Annotated in this window: 14 protein-coding genes and 2 riboswitches; of the genes, 5 read left to right on the top strand and 9 right to left on the bottom strand. The window is 74.6% G+C overall.

The genetic code is table 11. The features are described 5' to 3' along the window. Positions 1-212 precede the first annotated feature (212 nt). A complete protein-coding gene (locus IR158_RS07855) occupies positions 213-818 on the top strand; it encodes a pentapeptide repeat-containing protein (protein ID WP_291811690.1) in 606 nt (201 codons plus the stop codon). 6 nt (positions 819-824) lie between these two features. On the opposite strand, the gene IR158_RS19340 is transcribed toward IR158_RS07855, so the two are convergent. From IR158_RS19340 to IR158_RS07835, 3 genes are all read right to left on the bottom strand, one after another. Continuing rightward, on the bottom strand, positions 825-1,910 hold the full coding sequence (locus IR158_RS19340) for a GNAT family protein (RefSeq protein ID WP_366928416.1): 1,086 nt from the start codon (positions 1,908-1,910) through the stop codon (positions 825-827). A 163-nt stretch (positions 1,911-2,073) separates the two neighbouring features. After that, the gene (locus tag IR158_RS07840; protein WP_291811687.1) at positions 2,074-3,516 is read right to left on the bottom strand and encodes an aminotransferase class V-fold PLP-dependent enzyme; all 1,443 of its coding nucleotides are present in this window, start codon (positions 3,514-3,516) and stop codon (positions 2,074-2,076) included. Positions 3,517-3,552: 36 nt separating this feature from the next. Continuing rightward, a riboswitch (SAM riboswitch) is annotated at positions 3,553-3,666 on the bottom strand. 33 nt (positions 3,667-3,699) lie between these two features. Beyond that, a complete protein-coding gene (locus tag IR158_RS07835) occupies positions 3,700-4,314 on the bottom strand; it encodes a GNAT family N-acetyltransferase (RefSeq protein WP_291811684.1) in 615 nt (204 codons plus the stop codon). Between the two features lie 98 nt (positions 4,315-4,412). Further along, positions 4,413-4,510: riboswitch (SAM riboswitch) on the top strand. A gap of 4 nt (positions 4,511-4,514) precedes the next feature. On the opposite strand from IR158_RS07835, the gene IR158_RS07830 reads away from it, so the two are divergent. Next, on the top strand, positions 4,515-4,958 hold the full coding sequence (locus IR158_RS07830) for a rhodanese-like domain-containing protein (RefSeq protein WP_291811682.1): 444 nt from the start codon (positions 4,515-4,517) through the stop codon (positions 4,956-4,958). Continuing rightward, positions 4,955-6,211 carry an O-succinylhomoserine sulfhydrylase gene (locus IR158_RS07825; RefSeq protein WP_291811679.1) on the top strand — a complete coding sequence of 419 codons (1,257 nt, stop codon included), beginning with the start codon at positions 4,955-4,957 and terminating at the stop codon, positions 6,209-6,211. Before IR158_RS07830 ends, IR158_RS07825 begins: the two co-directional genes overlap by 4 nt. Before the next feature lie 34 nt (positions 6,212-6,245). Here IR158_RS07825 and IR158_RS07820 read toward each other — a convergent pair whose 3' ends face one another. Then, complete coding sequence (locus IR158_RS07820; RefSeq protein ID WP_291811676.1) at positions 6,246-6,743, bottom strand: hypothetical protein; 498 nt, start codon at positions 6,741-6,743, stop codon at positions 6,246-6,248. Positions 6,744-6,870: 127 nt separating this feature from the next. On the opposite strand from IR158_RS07820, the gene IR158_RS07815 reads away from it, so the two are divergent. Beyond that, a complete protein-coding gene (locus tag IR158_RS07815) occupies positions 6,871-7,881 on the top strand; it encodes an aldo/keto reductase family protein (protein ID WP_291811673.1) in 1,011 nt (336 codons plus the stop codon). 54 nt (positions 7,882-7,935) lie between these two features. Here the strand turns inward: IR158_RS07815 and IR158_RS07810 are convergent, their stop codons facing one another. Beyond that, complete coding sequence (locus IR158_RS07810) at positions 7,936-8,508, bottom strand: pyridoxamine 5'-phosphate oxidase family protein (RefSeq protein WP_291811671.1); 573 nt, start codon at positions 8,506-8,508, stop codon at positions 7,936-7,938. Between the two features lie 104 nt (positions 8,509-8,612). Next, positions 8,613-9,155 carry a hypothetical protein gene (locus IR158_RS07805; protein WP_291811668.1) on the bottom strand — a complete coding sequence of 181 codons (543 nt, stop codon included), beginning with the start codon at positions 9,153-9,155 and terminating at the stop codon, positions 8,613-8,615. 202 nt (positions 9,156-9,357) lie between these two features. Between IR158_RS07805 and IR158_RS07800 the strand changes: the two genes are divergently transcribed. Continuing rightward, positions 9,358-10,002 (top strand): DUF1345 domain-containing protein, encoded by a 645-nt coding sequence (locus IR158_RS07800; RefSeq protein WP_291811665.1) that lies wholly within the window; start codon positions 9,358-9,360, stop codon positions 10,000-10,002. A 3-nt stretch (positions 10,003-10,005) separates the two neighbouring features. Here the strand turns inward: IR158_RS07800 and IR158_RS07795 are convergent, their stop codons facing one another. From IR158_RS07795 to IR158_RS07785, 3 genes are all read right to left on the bottom strand, one after another. After that, entirely contained in the window at positions 10,006-10,734 is a 729-nt protein-coding gene (locus tag IR158_RS07795) for a DUF72 domain-containing protein (protein WP_291811662.1), read from the bottom strand. Positions 10,735-10,758: 24 nt separating this feature from the next. After that, positions 10,759-11,778 carry a GNAT family N-acetyltransferase gene (locus tag IR158_RS07790; RefSeq protein ID WP_291811659.1) on the bottom strand — a complete coding sequence of 340 codons (1,020 nt, stop codon included), beginning with the start codon at positions 11,776-11,778 and terminating at the stop codon, positions 10,759-10,761. A gap of 5 nt (positions 11,779-11,783) precedes the next feature. Further along, positions 11,784-12,080 (bottom strand): phosphoribosylformylglycinamidine synthase subunit PurQ (locus IR158_RS07785; RefSeq protein ID WP_291811655.1); only part of this gene is annotated, 297 nt, incomplete at its 5' end.

Below are 12,080 nucleotides of genomic sequence, written 5' to 3'. Positions count from 1 at the left end.
CCCCCTCGCGGTGAGAGTGCAATCCAGCGCACCCCCACCCGCAACTGGATCACCCCCTCGCGGTGAGAGTGCAATCCAGCGCACCCCCACCCGCAACTGGATCACCCTCTCGCGGTGAGAGTGCAATCCAGCGCACCCCCGGCGCGACTGGATTGCACTCTCAGCGCGGAAGCGGGCTCGGAGGGCGTCGGTGGGCGTGGGAGGCTCGGGGGATGCTGACCGGCGACGCGTACGACCTGGAGCCCGACGCCGACCTCGACGCCATGCGGTTCGCGGGGCTCGACCTGAGCGGTCGGGACGCGTCGCGCGCACGCATCCTGGAGTGCGAGGTGGACGACTGCGACCTCGACGGGACGGTGCTCGACGGCGCGCGCGTCCTCGACACGTCCTGGACCACGGTGCGCGCGGGTGCGCTGCGGGCGCCGTCGTCGACGTGGCGCGACGCGACGCTCACCGACGTGCGCGTCGGCGCGTTCACCGCATTCGCCTCGACGTGGACGCGCGTGACCGTGACCGGCGGCAAGATCGACTATCTCGACCTGCGCGAGTCGACGGTCGAGGAGCTGCGGCTGGAGAACGTCACGCTCGGCGACCTCGACCTGAGCCACGCGCACGTCAAGCGGCTCGTCGTCGTCGACTGCGACGTGCGCCGCCTCGACACGACGCAGGCCCGCCTCGCCGAGTGCGACCTGCGCGGCGCGCGGCTGCGCGTCCTCGAAGGCGTCGGCGGGCTGGGCGGCGCGAAGGTCACGCGCGACCAGCTGCTGGACCTGGCGCCCCTGCTGGCGCACCACGTCGGCCTGGTGGTCGACGACTGACCTGCGTCACCACCCCGCGAGCGCCACGACCTCCGCGGCGATCTCCGCCGGGGTGCGGCCGTCGGTGGCCACCCGGTGCACGGCGTCCCCCGCCGCGGCCGCGAGCCGACCGGCCGCCGCGTCCGAGCGGGCCACGTGCGCGTCGTACGACTCACCCTGCTCGCGCCGCCGCAGACGCTCCCGCGCGACACCGTCCGACGCCGTGAGCAGCACCGACGTCACGTGCGGCCGGTCCCCCACCGCGGCCGCGAGTGCCTCGGCCTCCAGGACCGACACCGTGTTGGTGTAGACCAGTCGCCGGTGCCCCAGCGCCCGGTACCGGCGCCACACGTCCGCGAGGTTGGCCGCGGCGACGCCGTGCTCCCACGGCGCGGGATGGGCCAGGTCGAGCGTGTCCCCCTCGACGACGGCGTGCGGCACGTCCCGCGCGGCGAGCAAGTCATGGACGGCCGACGCCACGGTCGACTTGCCGACCCCCGACCGACCCCCGATCAGCAGCACCGACGTGCGCTCGTCGGCGACGCCCCGCCCCGCGAGGCGGGCGTCGAGCCGGGACCGGACGTCCGGCCACTCGTCGGCGAGGATGGAGAAGTACAGCGAGTCCTGCCGTGTGCCGTCCGCCGCGACCCGGTGCCCGCGCAGCCGCCCCTCGGGACGCGCGCCGAGCTTCGTGACGGCCGCGATCGACCGTGCGTTGCGGGCCTCCACCCGGTAGGCGACGCGCGCGACGCCCCACGTCTCGAAGGCCTGCGACATCAGCACCCGCTTGCACGCCGGGTTCACGTGCGTGCCCCAGACGCGCGGGTCGTAGAACGTGTGCCCAACTTCGAGGCGACCCATCCGCAGGTCCACGTCGTAGAACGACGTCGAGCCGACCACCTGGCCGTCGACGAGCACCGCGAACGCGTACCGCGCGGGCGTCGTCAGCGCCGCCTCGACGACGGCGCGCAGGTCATCCGCACCCCGGGGTGTCGGCGACGTCATGCCCGCCCACACGCGGTCGTCCACGAATCGCGCCAACGCCTCCGCGTGCTCGACCGCGAGCGGGACGAGCCGGACACCGTGACCCTCGAGCGTGAGTTCGTGCAGCACGCACCCATGCTCGATCGAGAGCACCCCGCCTTCGCCGCCCGCCCACCTGCTGAGACTCCCCGCTGCCGAACTTCCGGTTCGGCGGCGTCCGAGCCAGGAGAAGCCGCCGAACGACGAGTTCGCCGGGGGGAGGGAGGGGGGAGCAGCGGGGAGCAGCGGGGGGTCAGTCGTCCAGGGCCGGGCCGCAGGCGGCGGCTGCGGTGGCCGCCAGGTGGTGCAGGCCCTCGACCTCGATGAGGGGCCGGGTGTCGTCGACGACGGACCAGCAGCCGTCGACGACCTCGTACTCGGCGCGCGCCCCGCGACGCAGCAGCTCGCGCAGCGCGTCGACGAGCCGGTCGACGTGCTCGGTCGTCGTCCCCACGCCGACGGACGCCCGCACGGCCCCGTTCGACGCCCCGAGGTGCGCCAGCAGCGGGTGCGCGCAGAACCGGCCGTCGCGCACGCCGATGCCGTGCTCGGCCGACAGGTACGCCGCGACGAGGCCCGGGTTGAGGTCACCGACGGTGAACGTCACGACCCCGACAGGCTCGGCCGAGTCCGGCCAGATCCGCGCGACGCGCACGCCGTCGAGCGACTCCAGACCGGCGACCAGTCGCGTGCGCAGCGCCTGCTCGTGCGCCTCGAGCGCACCGGCCGGCAGCGCCGCGAGGGTGTCGCACGCCTGGGCCAGCGCGATGGCCCCCAGCACGTTCGGCGATCCCGCCTCGTGGCGTGCCGGTGCCGGGTGCCAGACCGTCCGGTCGGTCCGCACGTCGCGCACCGCACCTCCCCCTGCGAGGTACGGCGTGCCCGTGTCGAGCCAGTCCCGGCGTCCCACCAGCGCACCCGCGCCGAACGGTGCGTACGTCTTGTGCCCGGAGAACGCGACGTAGTCGACGTCCGAACCCGCGAGCGAGAAGCCGCGGTGCGGCACGACCTGGGCCCCGTCGACCGCGACGCGCGCACCCGCGGCGTGCGCGATCTCGACCACGCGGTCGAGCGGCAGCGACTCCCCCGTGACGTTCGACGCCCCCGTGAGGGTCAGGAGCGCGTAGGGCCGGACCGCGAGCTCGGTCCGCAGCGCGTCGAGCGTCGCCGCGACCGTCGGCTGCAGCGGCAGCACGGTCGCGACGCGACCCGTCCCCGCGTGACCGCCACCGCTGCGCTGCACCCAGGGCAGCAGGTTGGCGTGGTGCTCGACGTCGAGGACGAGCACCGCCCCGCCGGGAGGCACGACGCCCGCGAGCAGGTTGAGCGAGTCGGTGGTGTTGCGCGTGATGATCGCGACGTCGTCCGGACGCGCCCCCACGAAGCGCGCGATCGACTCCCGCGAGGTCTCGTACAGCGCGGTGGAGACCTGCGAGAGGTACCCGGCGCCGCGGTGCACCGACGCGTAGAGCGGGAGGACCTCGGTGATGCGTGCCGTGACGGCCTCGAGCGCGGGGGCGCTCGCCGCGCAGTCGAGGTTGGCGTAGGCGCGGCTCGTGCCGTCGACGAGGGGCACGGTCGTCGACGCGCCGACGACGGGCAGCAGCGGCTCGCCGGCGGGGCGCGACGCCGGGGTCGAGGTCGCGGTGCCCGAGACCTCGTCGGCACACGAGAGCAGCTCGGTGATGGTGGTCATGGGTACCCCTCCGGGAACGGTCCGGGGACCCGAGGGGCCCCGCGCTTGCCGGCACCGAACGGCGCGCGGCCAGGTCGTCACCCGGGGCACCCCACCGCGGAGGAGGGTTGCCGGCCAGCGAGCCGGGGCTTGACGCTGGCGCTCATGACCTGCGTCGAGGATCGACGCGACCGGGCGCGCGTGTCAACGCCGACGCGCGTCCCGTCCAGCATCCGAGACCTCACGTCCGGCAACGCGCCGGCCGCCGGCGACGGCGCGGCCGCGGGCGCCCGCGCGCGTCAGGTCGTGCACCATGACGACGCTGCGGTACGTCTTGCCCGGCCACTGCACGGTGTCCGCCTCGACGAAGCCCCACCGCCGGTACAGGTCGCGCAGCGCGACTGCGGGCACGGCGGTGTCGAGGCCCACCGAGCGCATGCCGTGCTCGAGCGACCACTCCCGCACGGTCCGCCACAGCAGGGTCGCGAGCCCGCGACGTCGCACGTCCGGGTGCACGGCGAGCTGGTTGAGCCAGACACGGTCCGGCTCCAGCGCGAGGTCCGTCAGCGCCTTGATCCCCCGGCCCGGGGGGCTCGACGCCGCGACCGTCCCCACGAGACGCCCCGTCGGCTCGGCCAGCACCCACGACGCGCCGACCCCCAGGCTCCGGCTCGCGGTCGTCACCTCGTCCTGCGACGCGCCCGTGAAGTTCAGCCCCTGCGCCGCGAGCTCGGCGTACGCGTCGTGCAGGAGACGCGTCAGGGCAGGCACGTCGTCCGGTGTCACGGGGCGCAGCAGGAGGTCGTCGGGGGCGTCCATCGCCCACCACCCTGGCACGCGCCCAGGACCACGCGCACGGCCGCACCCGATCTGAGACGACCTGCCGGGCGCCGACGGACGTGGCGTAGCATCTCGCCCGACCATCCAGAGCGGCCGAGAGATCTGGCTCGACGACGCCGCAGCAACCCGCACGGGAGACCGTGGCCGAGGGTGCTACCGCCAGAGACGATGGGAGGACCATGAGCGTGCAGCCGCGCCCCGCCCCCGGTTACGCCGGGGACATCACGCCGACCGAGGCCTGGGACCTGCTCGCCGAGCGTGACGACGCCGTGCTCGTCGACGTCCGCACCGACGCCGAGTGGCGGTACGTGGGCGTGCCGGACCTGCGCGAGCTGGGGCGTCAGGCGGCGCTCGTGGAGTGGGTGTCGTACCCGTCGGGGCAGCCGAACCCGCGGTTCGTCGAGCAGGTCGCGGCGGCGGGCGTCACGCCGGGCGACGGGCGGCCCGTCGTCTTCCTGTGCCGGTCCGGCCAGCGGTCCATCGGCGCGGCCCAGGCCGCGACGGCCGCGGGCTACGGCCCGGCGTACAACGTCCTCGACGGCTTCGAGGGGGCGACCGGGCCGGACGGCCACCGCGGCCACACCGGCTGGCGGGCCGACGGCCTGCCGTGGGTCCAGCCGTGAGCACGCCGCCCCCGGGGCCCGGGGACTGGGACGACCACCGCACCGACCGCACCACCCTGCGCCCCGACACCCTCGCGGTGCGCGGCGGGCTCGTGCGCAGCGAGTTCGGCGAGATGTCCGAGGCGGTGTTCCTCACGCAGGGGTACAGCTACCCGACGGCCGCCCAGGCCGAGGCGGGCTTCGCCGGTGAGGTCGACCGCTTCCTGTACTCGCGCTACGGCAACCCGACGGTCTCGACGTTCGAGGAGCGGCTGCGCCTGCTCGAGGGTGCGGAGGCCTGCTACGCGACCGCGACGGGCATGTCGGCGGTCTTCACGTCGCTGGCCGCGCTGGTGCGCTCGGGCTCACGGGTGGTCGCCGCCCGGGCGCTCTTCGGCTCCTCGGTGGTCATCTTCGACGAGATCCTCGCGAAGTGGGGCGTGCGCACCGACTACGTCGACGGGCACGTGCCCGAGCAGTGGGAGCAGGCGCTCGCCACGCCCGCGGACGTCGTCTTCTTCGAGACGCCGTCCAACCCGATGCAGGACCTCGTCGACATCGCGCACGTCAGCCGCCTCGCGCACGCCGCCGGCGCCACCGTGGTCGTCGACAACGTGTTCGCCACTCCCGTGTTCTCCCGCCCGCTCGACCACGGCGCCGACGTGGTCGTGTACTCGGCGACCAAGCACATCGACGGTCAGGGCCGGGTCCTCGGCGGGGCGATCCTCGGCTCGTCCGACTACGTGCGGGGGCCCGTGCAGACGCTGCTGCGCAACACCGGGCCGTCGCTGTCGCCGTTCAACGCGTGGGTGCTGCTCAAGGGCCTGGAGACGCTGAGCGTGCGCGTGCGGCACCAGGCGGCGTCGGCACTGACGCTCGCGCGGTGGCTCGAGGAGCACCCGGGCGTCGCGCGCGTGCGGTACCCGTTCCTGGAGTCCCACCCGCAGCACGCCCTGGCGCGTGCGCAGCAGACCGGCGGCGGCACGGTCGTGACGTTCGACCTCGCGGTCGCCGACGGCGCGACGCCCGAGGTCGCGAAGAAGGCGACGTTCGGCGTGCTCGACACCCTGCGGGTCGTCGACATCTCGAACAACCTGGGCGACGCCAAGTCGATCGTCACGCACCCCGCGACGACGACGCACCGCAGGCTCGGCGCCGCCGGGCGCGCCGCCGTCGGCATCGGTGAGGCGACGGTGCGGCTCTCGGTCGGCCTCGAGGACGTCGCGGACCTGCGCGAGGACCTCGAGCGGGCCCTGGCGACGCTGGGCGGCTGACGCGGCGGGCCCGGCTGCCGCGGCGTCGGACGCGTCAGCCGACGGGGACGAGCCCGACCGCGACGCTGGACTCCGCGGCAGCCGTGACGCTGATGTCGACGTCACCGGCGGGCACCTCGAACGCGTCGCTGTCGGCCATCGTGGCGCCGCCCTGGAACACCGGGACGCAGGCCGCCTGGTAGGACGTCAGCTCGCTGTCGCCCGCCGTCACGGTGACGGTCACGGGCGCACCGTCGGAGGACGTGCACACGACACGCAGCAGGTGCGACCCCGCCTGCGCGCCGGTGACCTGGCCGGACTCCGACGCACCGGCGGCGAGCAGGGCCGTGACGGCCGAGGCCGCGTCACCCGAGTCCTCGAGCACCGCCTGCTGCTCGTCCGGCGTCGGCAGCTCGGTGTCGCCTCTGCCCTCGATGGTCGGCGCGCCCATGTCCGGGGCGTCGTCCTGCGGCTCCGGCGTCGTGCCGTCGGAGCACGCGCCGAGCGCGAGGAGCACGAAGGGGACCACTGCGAGACGTCGTCGAGATCGCATGGCGGGGACGGTAGCGCAGGGACCTGTGCGAGGGGCACCCCCGTCCACCAGAGGGACGAACCGGGAGGATCCACGCGGGCCCGGTGGTGCTCGAGCAGGGCCCCCGACCGGGTGAGACGCTGGGGAGATGGACTTCCGCTTCCTCGGCAACTCCGGCCTCAAGATCTCCGAGCTCACCTACGGCAACTGGCTGACCCACGGGTCCCAGGTCGAGAACGACACCGCGACGGCATGCGTGCGCGCGGCGCTGGACGTCGGCATCACGACGTTCGACACCGCGGACGTGTACGCGAACACCGTGGCCGAGTCGGTCCTGGGCGACGCGCTCGCCGGCGAGCGGCGCGAGTCGCTCGAGATCCTCACCAAGGTCTTCTGGCCCACCGGGCCGAAGGGCCCCAACGACACCGGCCTGTCCCGCAAGCACATCCGCGAGTCCATCGACGGCTCGCTCAAGCGCCTGCGCACCGACTACGTCGACCTGTACCAGGCGCACCGGTACGACCACGAGACGCCGCTCGAGGAGACGATGCAGGCGTTCGCCGACGTCGTCCGCCAGGGCAAGGCCCTCTACATCGGCGTCAGCGAGTGGACCGCGGACCAGATCCGCGCCGGGCACGCGCTCGCCAAGGACCTGGGCGTGCAGCTCATCTCCAACCAGCCGCAGTACTCGATGCTGTGGCGCGTCATCGAGCCGGAGGTCGTGCCCACGTCGCGCGAGCTCGGCGTCTCGCAGATCGTCTGGTCCCCCATCGCGCAGGGCGTCCTGACCGGCAAGTACAAGCCGGGCGCCCCGCTGCCCGAGGGCTCGCGCGCGACGGACGAGAAGGGCGGGGCGAACATGATCAAGTCGTTCCTGCGCGACGACGTCCTCGAGCGGGTCCAGGGCCTGCGTCCGGTCGCCGACGAGCTCGGCCTGACGATGGCGCAGCTCGCGATCGCGTGGGTGCTGGCCAACGACAACGTGTCGGCCGCCATCATCGGCGCGTCGCGCCCGGAGCAGGTCCACGACAACGCGAAGGCCGCGGGCGTCGAGCTCCCCGCCGAGGTGCTCACGCGCATCGACGAGGTCCTCGGTGACGTCGTCGTGGCCGACCCGGCCGAGACCGCCAAGGCGTCGCCGCCGAAGCGCCTGATCTGACCCGGCCCGTCCGACGGACGCCCCCGCACCGGTCCGGTGCGGGGGCGTCCGTCGTCACAGCTCGACGGTCGCGTTCTCCCCGCCGTCGTACGCGCGGCCGGTGGCCTTGGCCTTCACCAGGCTGATCACGGTCGCGAGCCGCCCGCCCGGGCTGTCCCAGTACTCGACGCTCTGCGCGCGCAGCCGCACCAGGCACAGCTGCGGCGTCGTCGGGCCGTCGGGGTACCACGCCCCCGCGACGGGGTTCCACAGCTCCTCGATCTTCGCCTGGTCCTGCACGACCTCCGCCGTCCCGGACACCGACACCCACGACGACGACCCCGCGAACGCCGCGTTCGCGGGCGATCCGGCGCGGATCTCGGCGACCTTGTGCGAGTCGAGCGTCGTGAAGAACCACAGGTCGCCGTCGAACTCGACGTCCTGCACGCCCATCGGCCGGCTGACCAGCGCACCTGACGCGTCGAGCGTCGTGAGCATCGCCAGGTGGTGCTCACCCAGCAGCTCGCGTACCTTCGCGACGGCCTCGTCGTGCGTGGGCTCGTCGGGCGTCGGCCGCCCGTCCGTCGCGGTGACCTGCGCGGTACCGGGCTGCGAAGGTCCGTCCGGCGCGTGCGGCGTGGTCGTCATCTCGTCCTCCGTCCGTCGGCAGCGCCCAGGGGCGCCCGTCCGGCCACGCTAGGTACGGGCACGACGTCCCGCACGCGGGGCGGCGACCGGGGGCGGCGGTGCCGTCAGGCGCCGAGCACAGCCGCGTGGCGGCGCGACGCGCCGACCAGCGCGAGCGCGACCGTGTCGACCCCCGTGCGAGCGGCCAACGCGGCCGCGTCGGCGGCGATCCGGTCGAGCGGTGCGACGAGCCACGTCGACGACGGCGCCCACGTCAGCCCCGCGAAGGCCTCGGCGTACGCGACCGCCGTGCGGCGCCTGGTGGCGTCGGCCTCGTCGGCGGCGACGACGGCCTCGACCTCGAGGACGAGCCGGACCTCGTGGCGGTCACGGCCGACGGCCCGGACCTCGTCCTCCAGGACGCTGACGAGGGCGCCGACGGCCGCCACGGTCGGCAGGGCCGCCGAGTGGACGATGCGCACGACGTCGGCGCGGGCCGCGGCGAGCGCGACGCTCGTGGCGTCGAGCGCGTCGGCGTCGAGCAGGAACTCGACGACACCGCGGCGCGGGGCGTCCGTGGCGACCTCGACGCGCGGGGCGTCAGGACGGGCGGCCGACGGACGGCGGGTGCCGGCTGGGCGGGCGGGCGCGAGAAGGGGCTGTGCCACGGGGGATGTCCTCGAGTCGGACGGGGTGCGCAGCCGGGGCCGAGCCGCAGGCGCGCGAGGTCGCTAGATCAGCGACAACACACCCGGACCGAGAACATGCGCCACACCCTAGCCGCCGGGAGGGGTACCGACCAGCCCCCTTCCCGCACCGTGGACCGGCGGGCGGTCGCACGAGCACCACGCGGGCGGTTTCATGGGTCGGGTGGACCGGGACATCGCACTCGGGGACGTCTCCCCGGCGACCCGCCTGACGATCGCGCTGGCGGTGGGGGTCGTCGCGGGCGTCCTCGTGCGGCAGGGCGTGCCGCACGTGACCGTCCTGACGGCGCTGCTCGCGGGCTGGGCCGTCACCGCGACGGGGTACGCGGCGTCCAGCTGGTTCTTCCTGTGGGGGCTCGACGCCGACCAGACGCGGGCCCACGCGACCCGCGAGGAGCCGACGCGCGTCGTCGCGGAGGGAATGGTCCTCGCAGCGTGCGGCACGAGCCTGGTGAGCATCGTCGTCGTGCTGGGGCAGCAGTCGGGCCCGGCCCGGGACGTGGCGCTCACCGCGGCGTTCGCCGCCGTCGTCGCGTCGTGGCTCGCGCTGAACACCCTCTTCGCCGTGCGGTACGCGTGGTCCTGGTACACCGAGCCGGTCGGCGGCATCGACTTCAACCAGTCCGCGCCACCGCAGTACTCGGACTTCGCGTACGTCGCCCTCACGGTCGCCATGAGCTTCGCGACGTCCGACCCGAACGTCACCGACTCCGGGACCCGACGGCTGCTGCTGCTGCACGCGCTGCTGGCCTACCTGTTCGGGACGTTCCTCGTCGCGCTGCTCGTCAACGTCGTCGCCGGTCTGTGAGCCTCACGCACCCAGCAGGGACCGCAGCGTCCACGCGTTGCGGACCGCGTGGCCGCCGCCGTCGTTGTTGAAGTACGCGACGACGTCGTGCCCGCCGGCCGACCACTCGCCGATGCGGTCGGCCCACCAGCGCAGGTCGTCGTCGGAGTACGACCCGGCGTACAGGTGCTGGTGGTCCGGGCCGTGCAGGCGCACGTACACGAGGCGCGACGTCGCCCGCAGGACGCACGGGATGCCCGCTCCGGACACCACGCAGTACGCCGCGCCGCGCCGCGCGAGCAGGTCGAAGACGGCGTCGGTCTGCCACGACGGGTGCCGCAGCTCGACCGCGACCTGCACCCAGTCCGGCAGCGTGCCCAGGAACCAGTCGAGCCGGGCGTCGTCCCGCTCGGCGTCGGGCCGCAGCTGCACGAGCAGCGCCTCCCGGCGTCCCCGCAGCTCGTGCCAGGACCGCACGATCCGCTCGGACCACACCTCCGGCCCGTACAGCCGCCGCGCGTGCGTCAGGCCGCGCGGCGCCTTGACCGACATCGTGAAGCCCTCGGGCAGCCGCTCACGCCACGACGCGAACGCCGCCTCGCGCGGCCAGCGGTAGAAGCTCGCGTTGAGCTCGACCGTGTCGAACGCCTCGACGTACCGCGCGAGCCGCTCACGGGCCGGCAGGCCCGGGCGGTACAGGACCCCGTCCCAGTGGTCGTACGACCAGCCCGACGTGCCGATGCGGATCGTCATCCTCGTCCCTCCGCCGGCCGGACCTCAGACGTCGCGCGCGAACCACAGGGAGACCGGGAGCGCGGCCCACGACCCCGGCGGCGGCGCGACCGGCCGGTAGCCCAGCGCGCGGTACAGCGCGATCGCCTCGGGCTGGCGGATGCCGGTGTCGAGGACCACGCGCGCCGCGCCGTGCCGACGGGCGTCGTCCTCGACGAGTGCCACGAGCTGCCGCGCCAGCCCGCGTCCGCGCGCCCGGGGTGCGACGTACAGCCGCTCGAGCTCGGCCGCGTCACCACCCCAGGCCGGCGCGCGCCGGTGCGTCGCGCAGGCGACGGGCCCCGCGTCGTCGCGGACGAGGAACGTGGTGACGGCGCTGCCGCCGTGCTCCGCGTCGAGCCGCTCGAGCGCGTCGGGCCCGTCGAGCGCGTGCTCGGGGTACAGGGGCGTGAGCTCGTCGACCATGGCCCGGCGCAGCGCGGAGGCGTGGGGGTGGTCCCAGGCGACCCGCTCGACCCCGAGGCCCGCGGGCAGGTGGCCTGGGGCACCGGCGCGTGGCGGGGTGGTGGAGGGCGGGACCGCGGCGGTGCGCAGCTGCTTCGCGAAGCACCGGGAGTCCACGACCCCCACGTACTCGCCGTAGTTCTCGATCGGCCGGTACCCGGCGGCCAGGTACAGGCCGATGGCCTCGGGCTGCAGCACGCCGGTCTCCAGCACGAGGCGGTCGAGCGCGCGCTCGGCGGCGGCGTCCTCGAGCGCGGCCAGGACCCGCCGCGACAGACCGCGGCCGCGGGCGTCGGGGCGCACGTACATGCGCTTGAGCTCCCCCGTGCCGGGCCCGAGCTCGCCGGATGCGTCACGCAGCGCACCGCAGGCGACCGGCACGCCGTCCACGCGCAGGAGCACCATCGCGAGGATCTCGGCACCGGTCATGGCGTGGCCGATGTCGTCGTCGCCGTAGCGCGCGCGCAGCTCCGCCTGCTGCGCGGTCCGCAGCACGGCCGCGTCCCCGTCGTCCCAGGCGACGTGCTCGACGCGCACGTCCAGCTGCGTCGGAGTCGTCATGCGCGTCAGCCGACGAGCGCCTGCAGGACCGAGGTGAAGAACCGCAGGCCGTCGGTGCCGGACCGCGGGCCCTTGGCGCCGTCCGGCCCGAAGCCGGCCTCGACCGCGTGCTCGGGGTGCGGCATGAGTCCCACGACGTTGCCGGCGGCGTTGCTGATGCCCGCGATGTCCCGTCGCGACCCGTTGGGGTTGACGCCCTGGTAGCGGAAGACGACGCGCCCCTCGCCCTCGAGCTCGTCGAGGGTGCGCTCGTCGGCGACGTACTGGCCGTCCTGGTTCTTCAGCGGGATCGTGATGCGCTC

This window comes from Cellulomonas sp., from assembly GCF_015234515.1.
Taxonomy (GTDB): domain Bacteria; phylum Actinomycetota; class Actinomycetes; order Actinomycetales; family Cellulomonadaceae; genus Cellulomonas.
This window is presented reverse-complemented; position numbering and strand designations above follow the sequence as displayed.

What these genes read in the sequence shown, in the direction of transcription:
- IR158_RS07790 (WP_291811659.1), bottom strand. Translation starts at nt 11,778, where the DNA reads ATGACGACTCCGACGCAGCTGGACGTGCGCGTCGAGCACGTCGCCTGG.
- IR158_RS07830 (WP_291811682.1), top strand. Translation starts at nt 4,515, where the DNA reads ATGAGCGTGCAGCCGCGCCCCGCCCCCGGTTACGCCGGGGACATCACG.
- IR158_RS07820 (WP_291811676.1), bottom strand. Translation starts at nt 6,743, where the DNA reads ATGCGATCTCGACGACGTCTCGCAGTGGTCCCCTTCGTGCTCCTCGCG.
- IR158_RS07840 (WP_291811687.1), bottom strand. Translation starts at nt 3,516, where the DNA reads ATGACCACCATCACCGAGCTGCTCTCGTGTGCCGACGAGGTCTCGGGC.
- IR158_RS07855 (WP_291811690.1), top strand. Translation starts at nt 213, where the DNA reads ATGCTGACCGGCGACGCGTACGACCTGGAGCCCGACGCCGACCTCGAC.
- IR158_RS07810 (WP_291811671.1), bottom strand. Translation starts at nt 8,508, where the DNA reads ATGACGACCACGCCGCACGCGCCGGACGGACCTTCGCAGCCCGGTACC.
- IR158_RS07795 (WP_291811662.1), bottom strand. Translation starts at nt 10,734, where the DNA reads ATGACGATCCGCATCGGCACGTCGGGCTGGTCGTACGACCACTGGGAC.
- IR158_RS07835 (WP_291811684.1), bottom strand. Translation starts at nt 4,314, where the DNA reads ATGGACGCCCCCGACGACCTCCTGCTGCGCCCCGTGACACCGGACGAC.
- IR158_RS07815 (WP_291811673.1), top strand. Translation starts at nt 6,871, where the DNA reads ATGGACTTCCGCTTCCTCGGCAACTCCGGCCTCAAGATCTCCGAGCTC.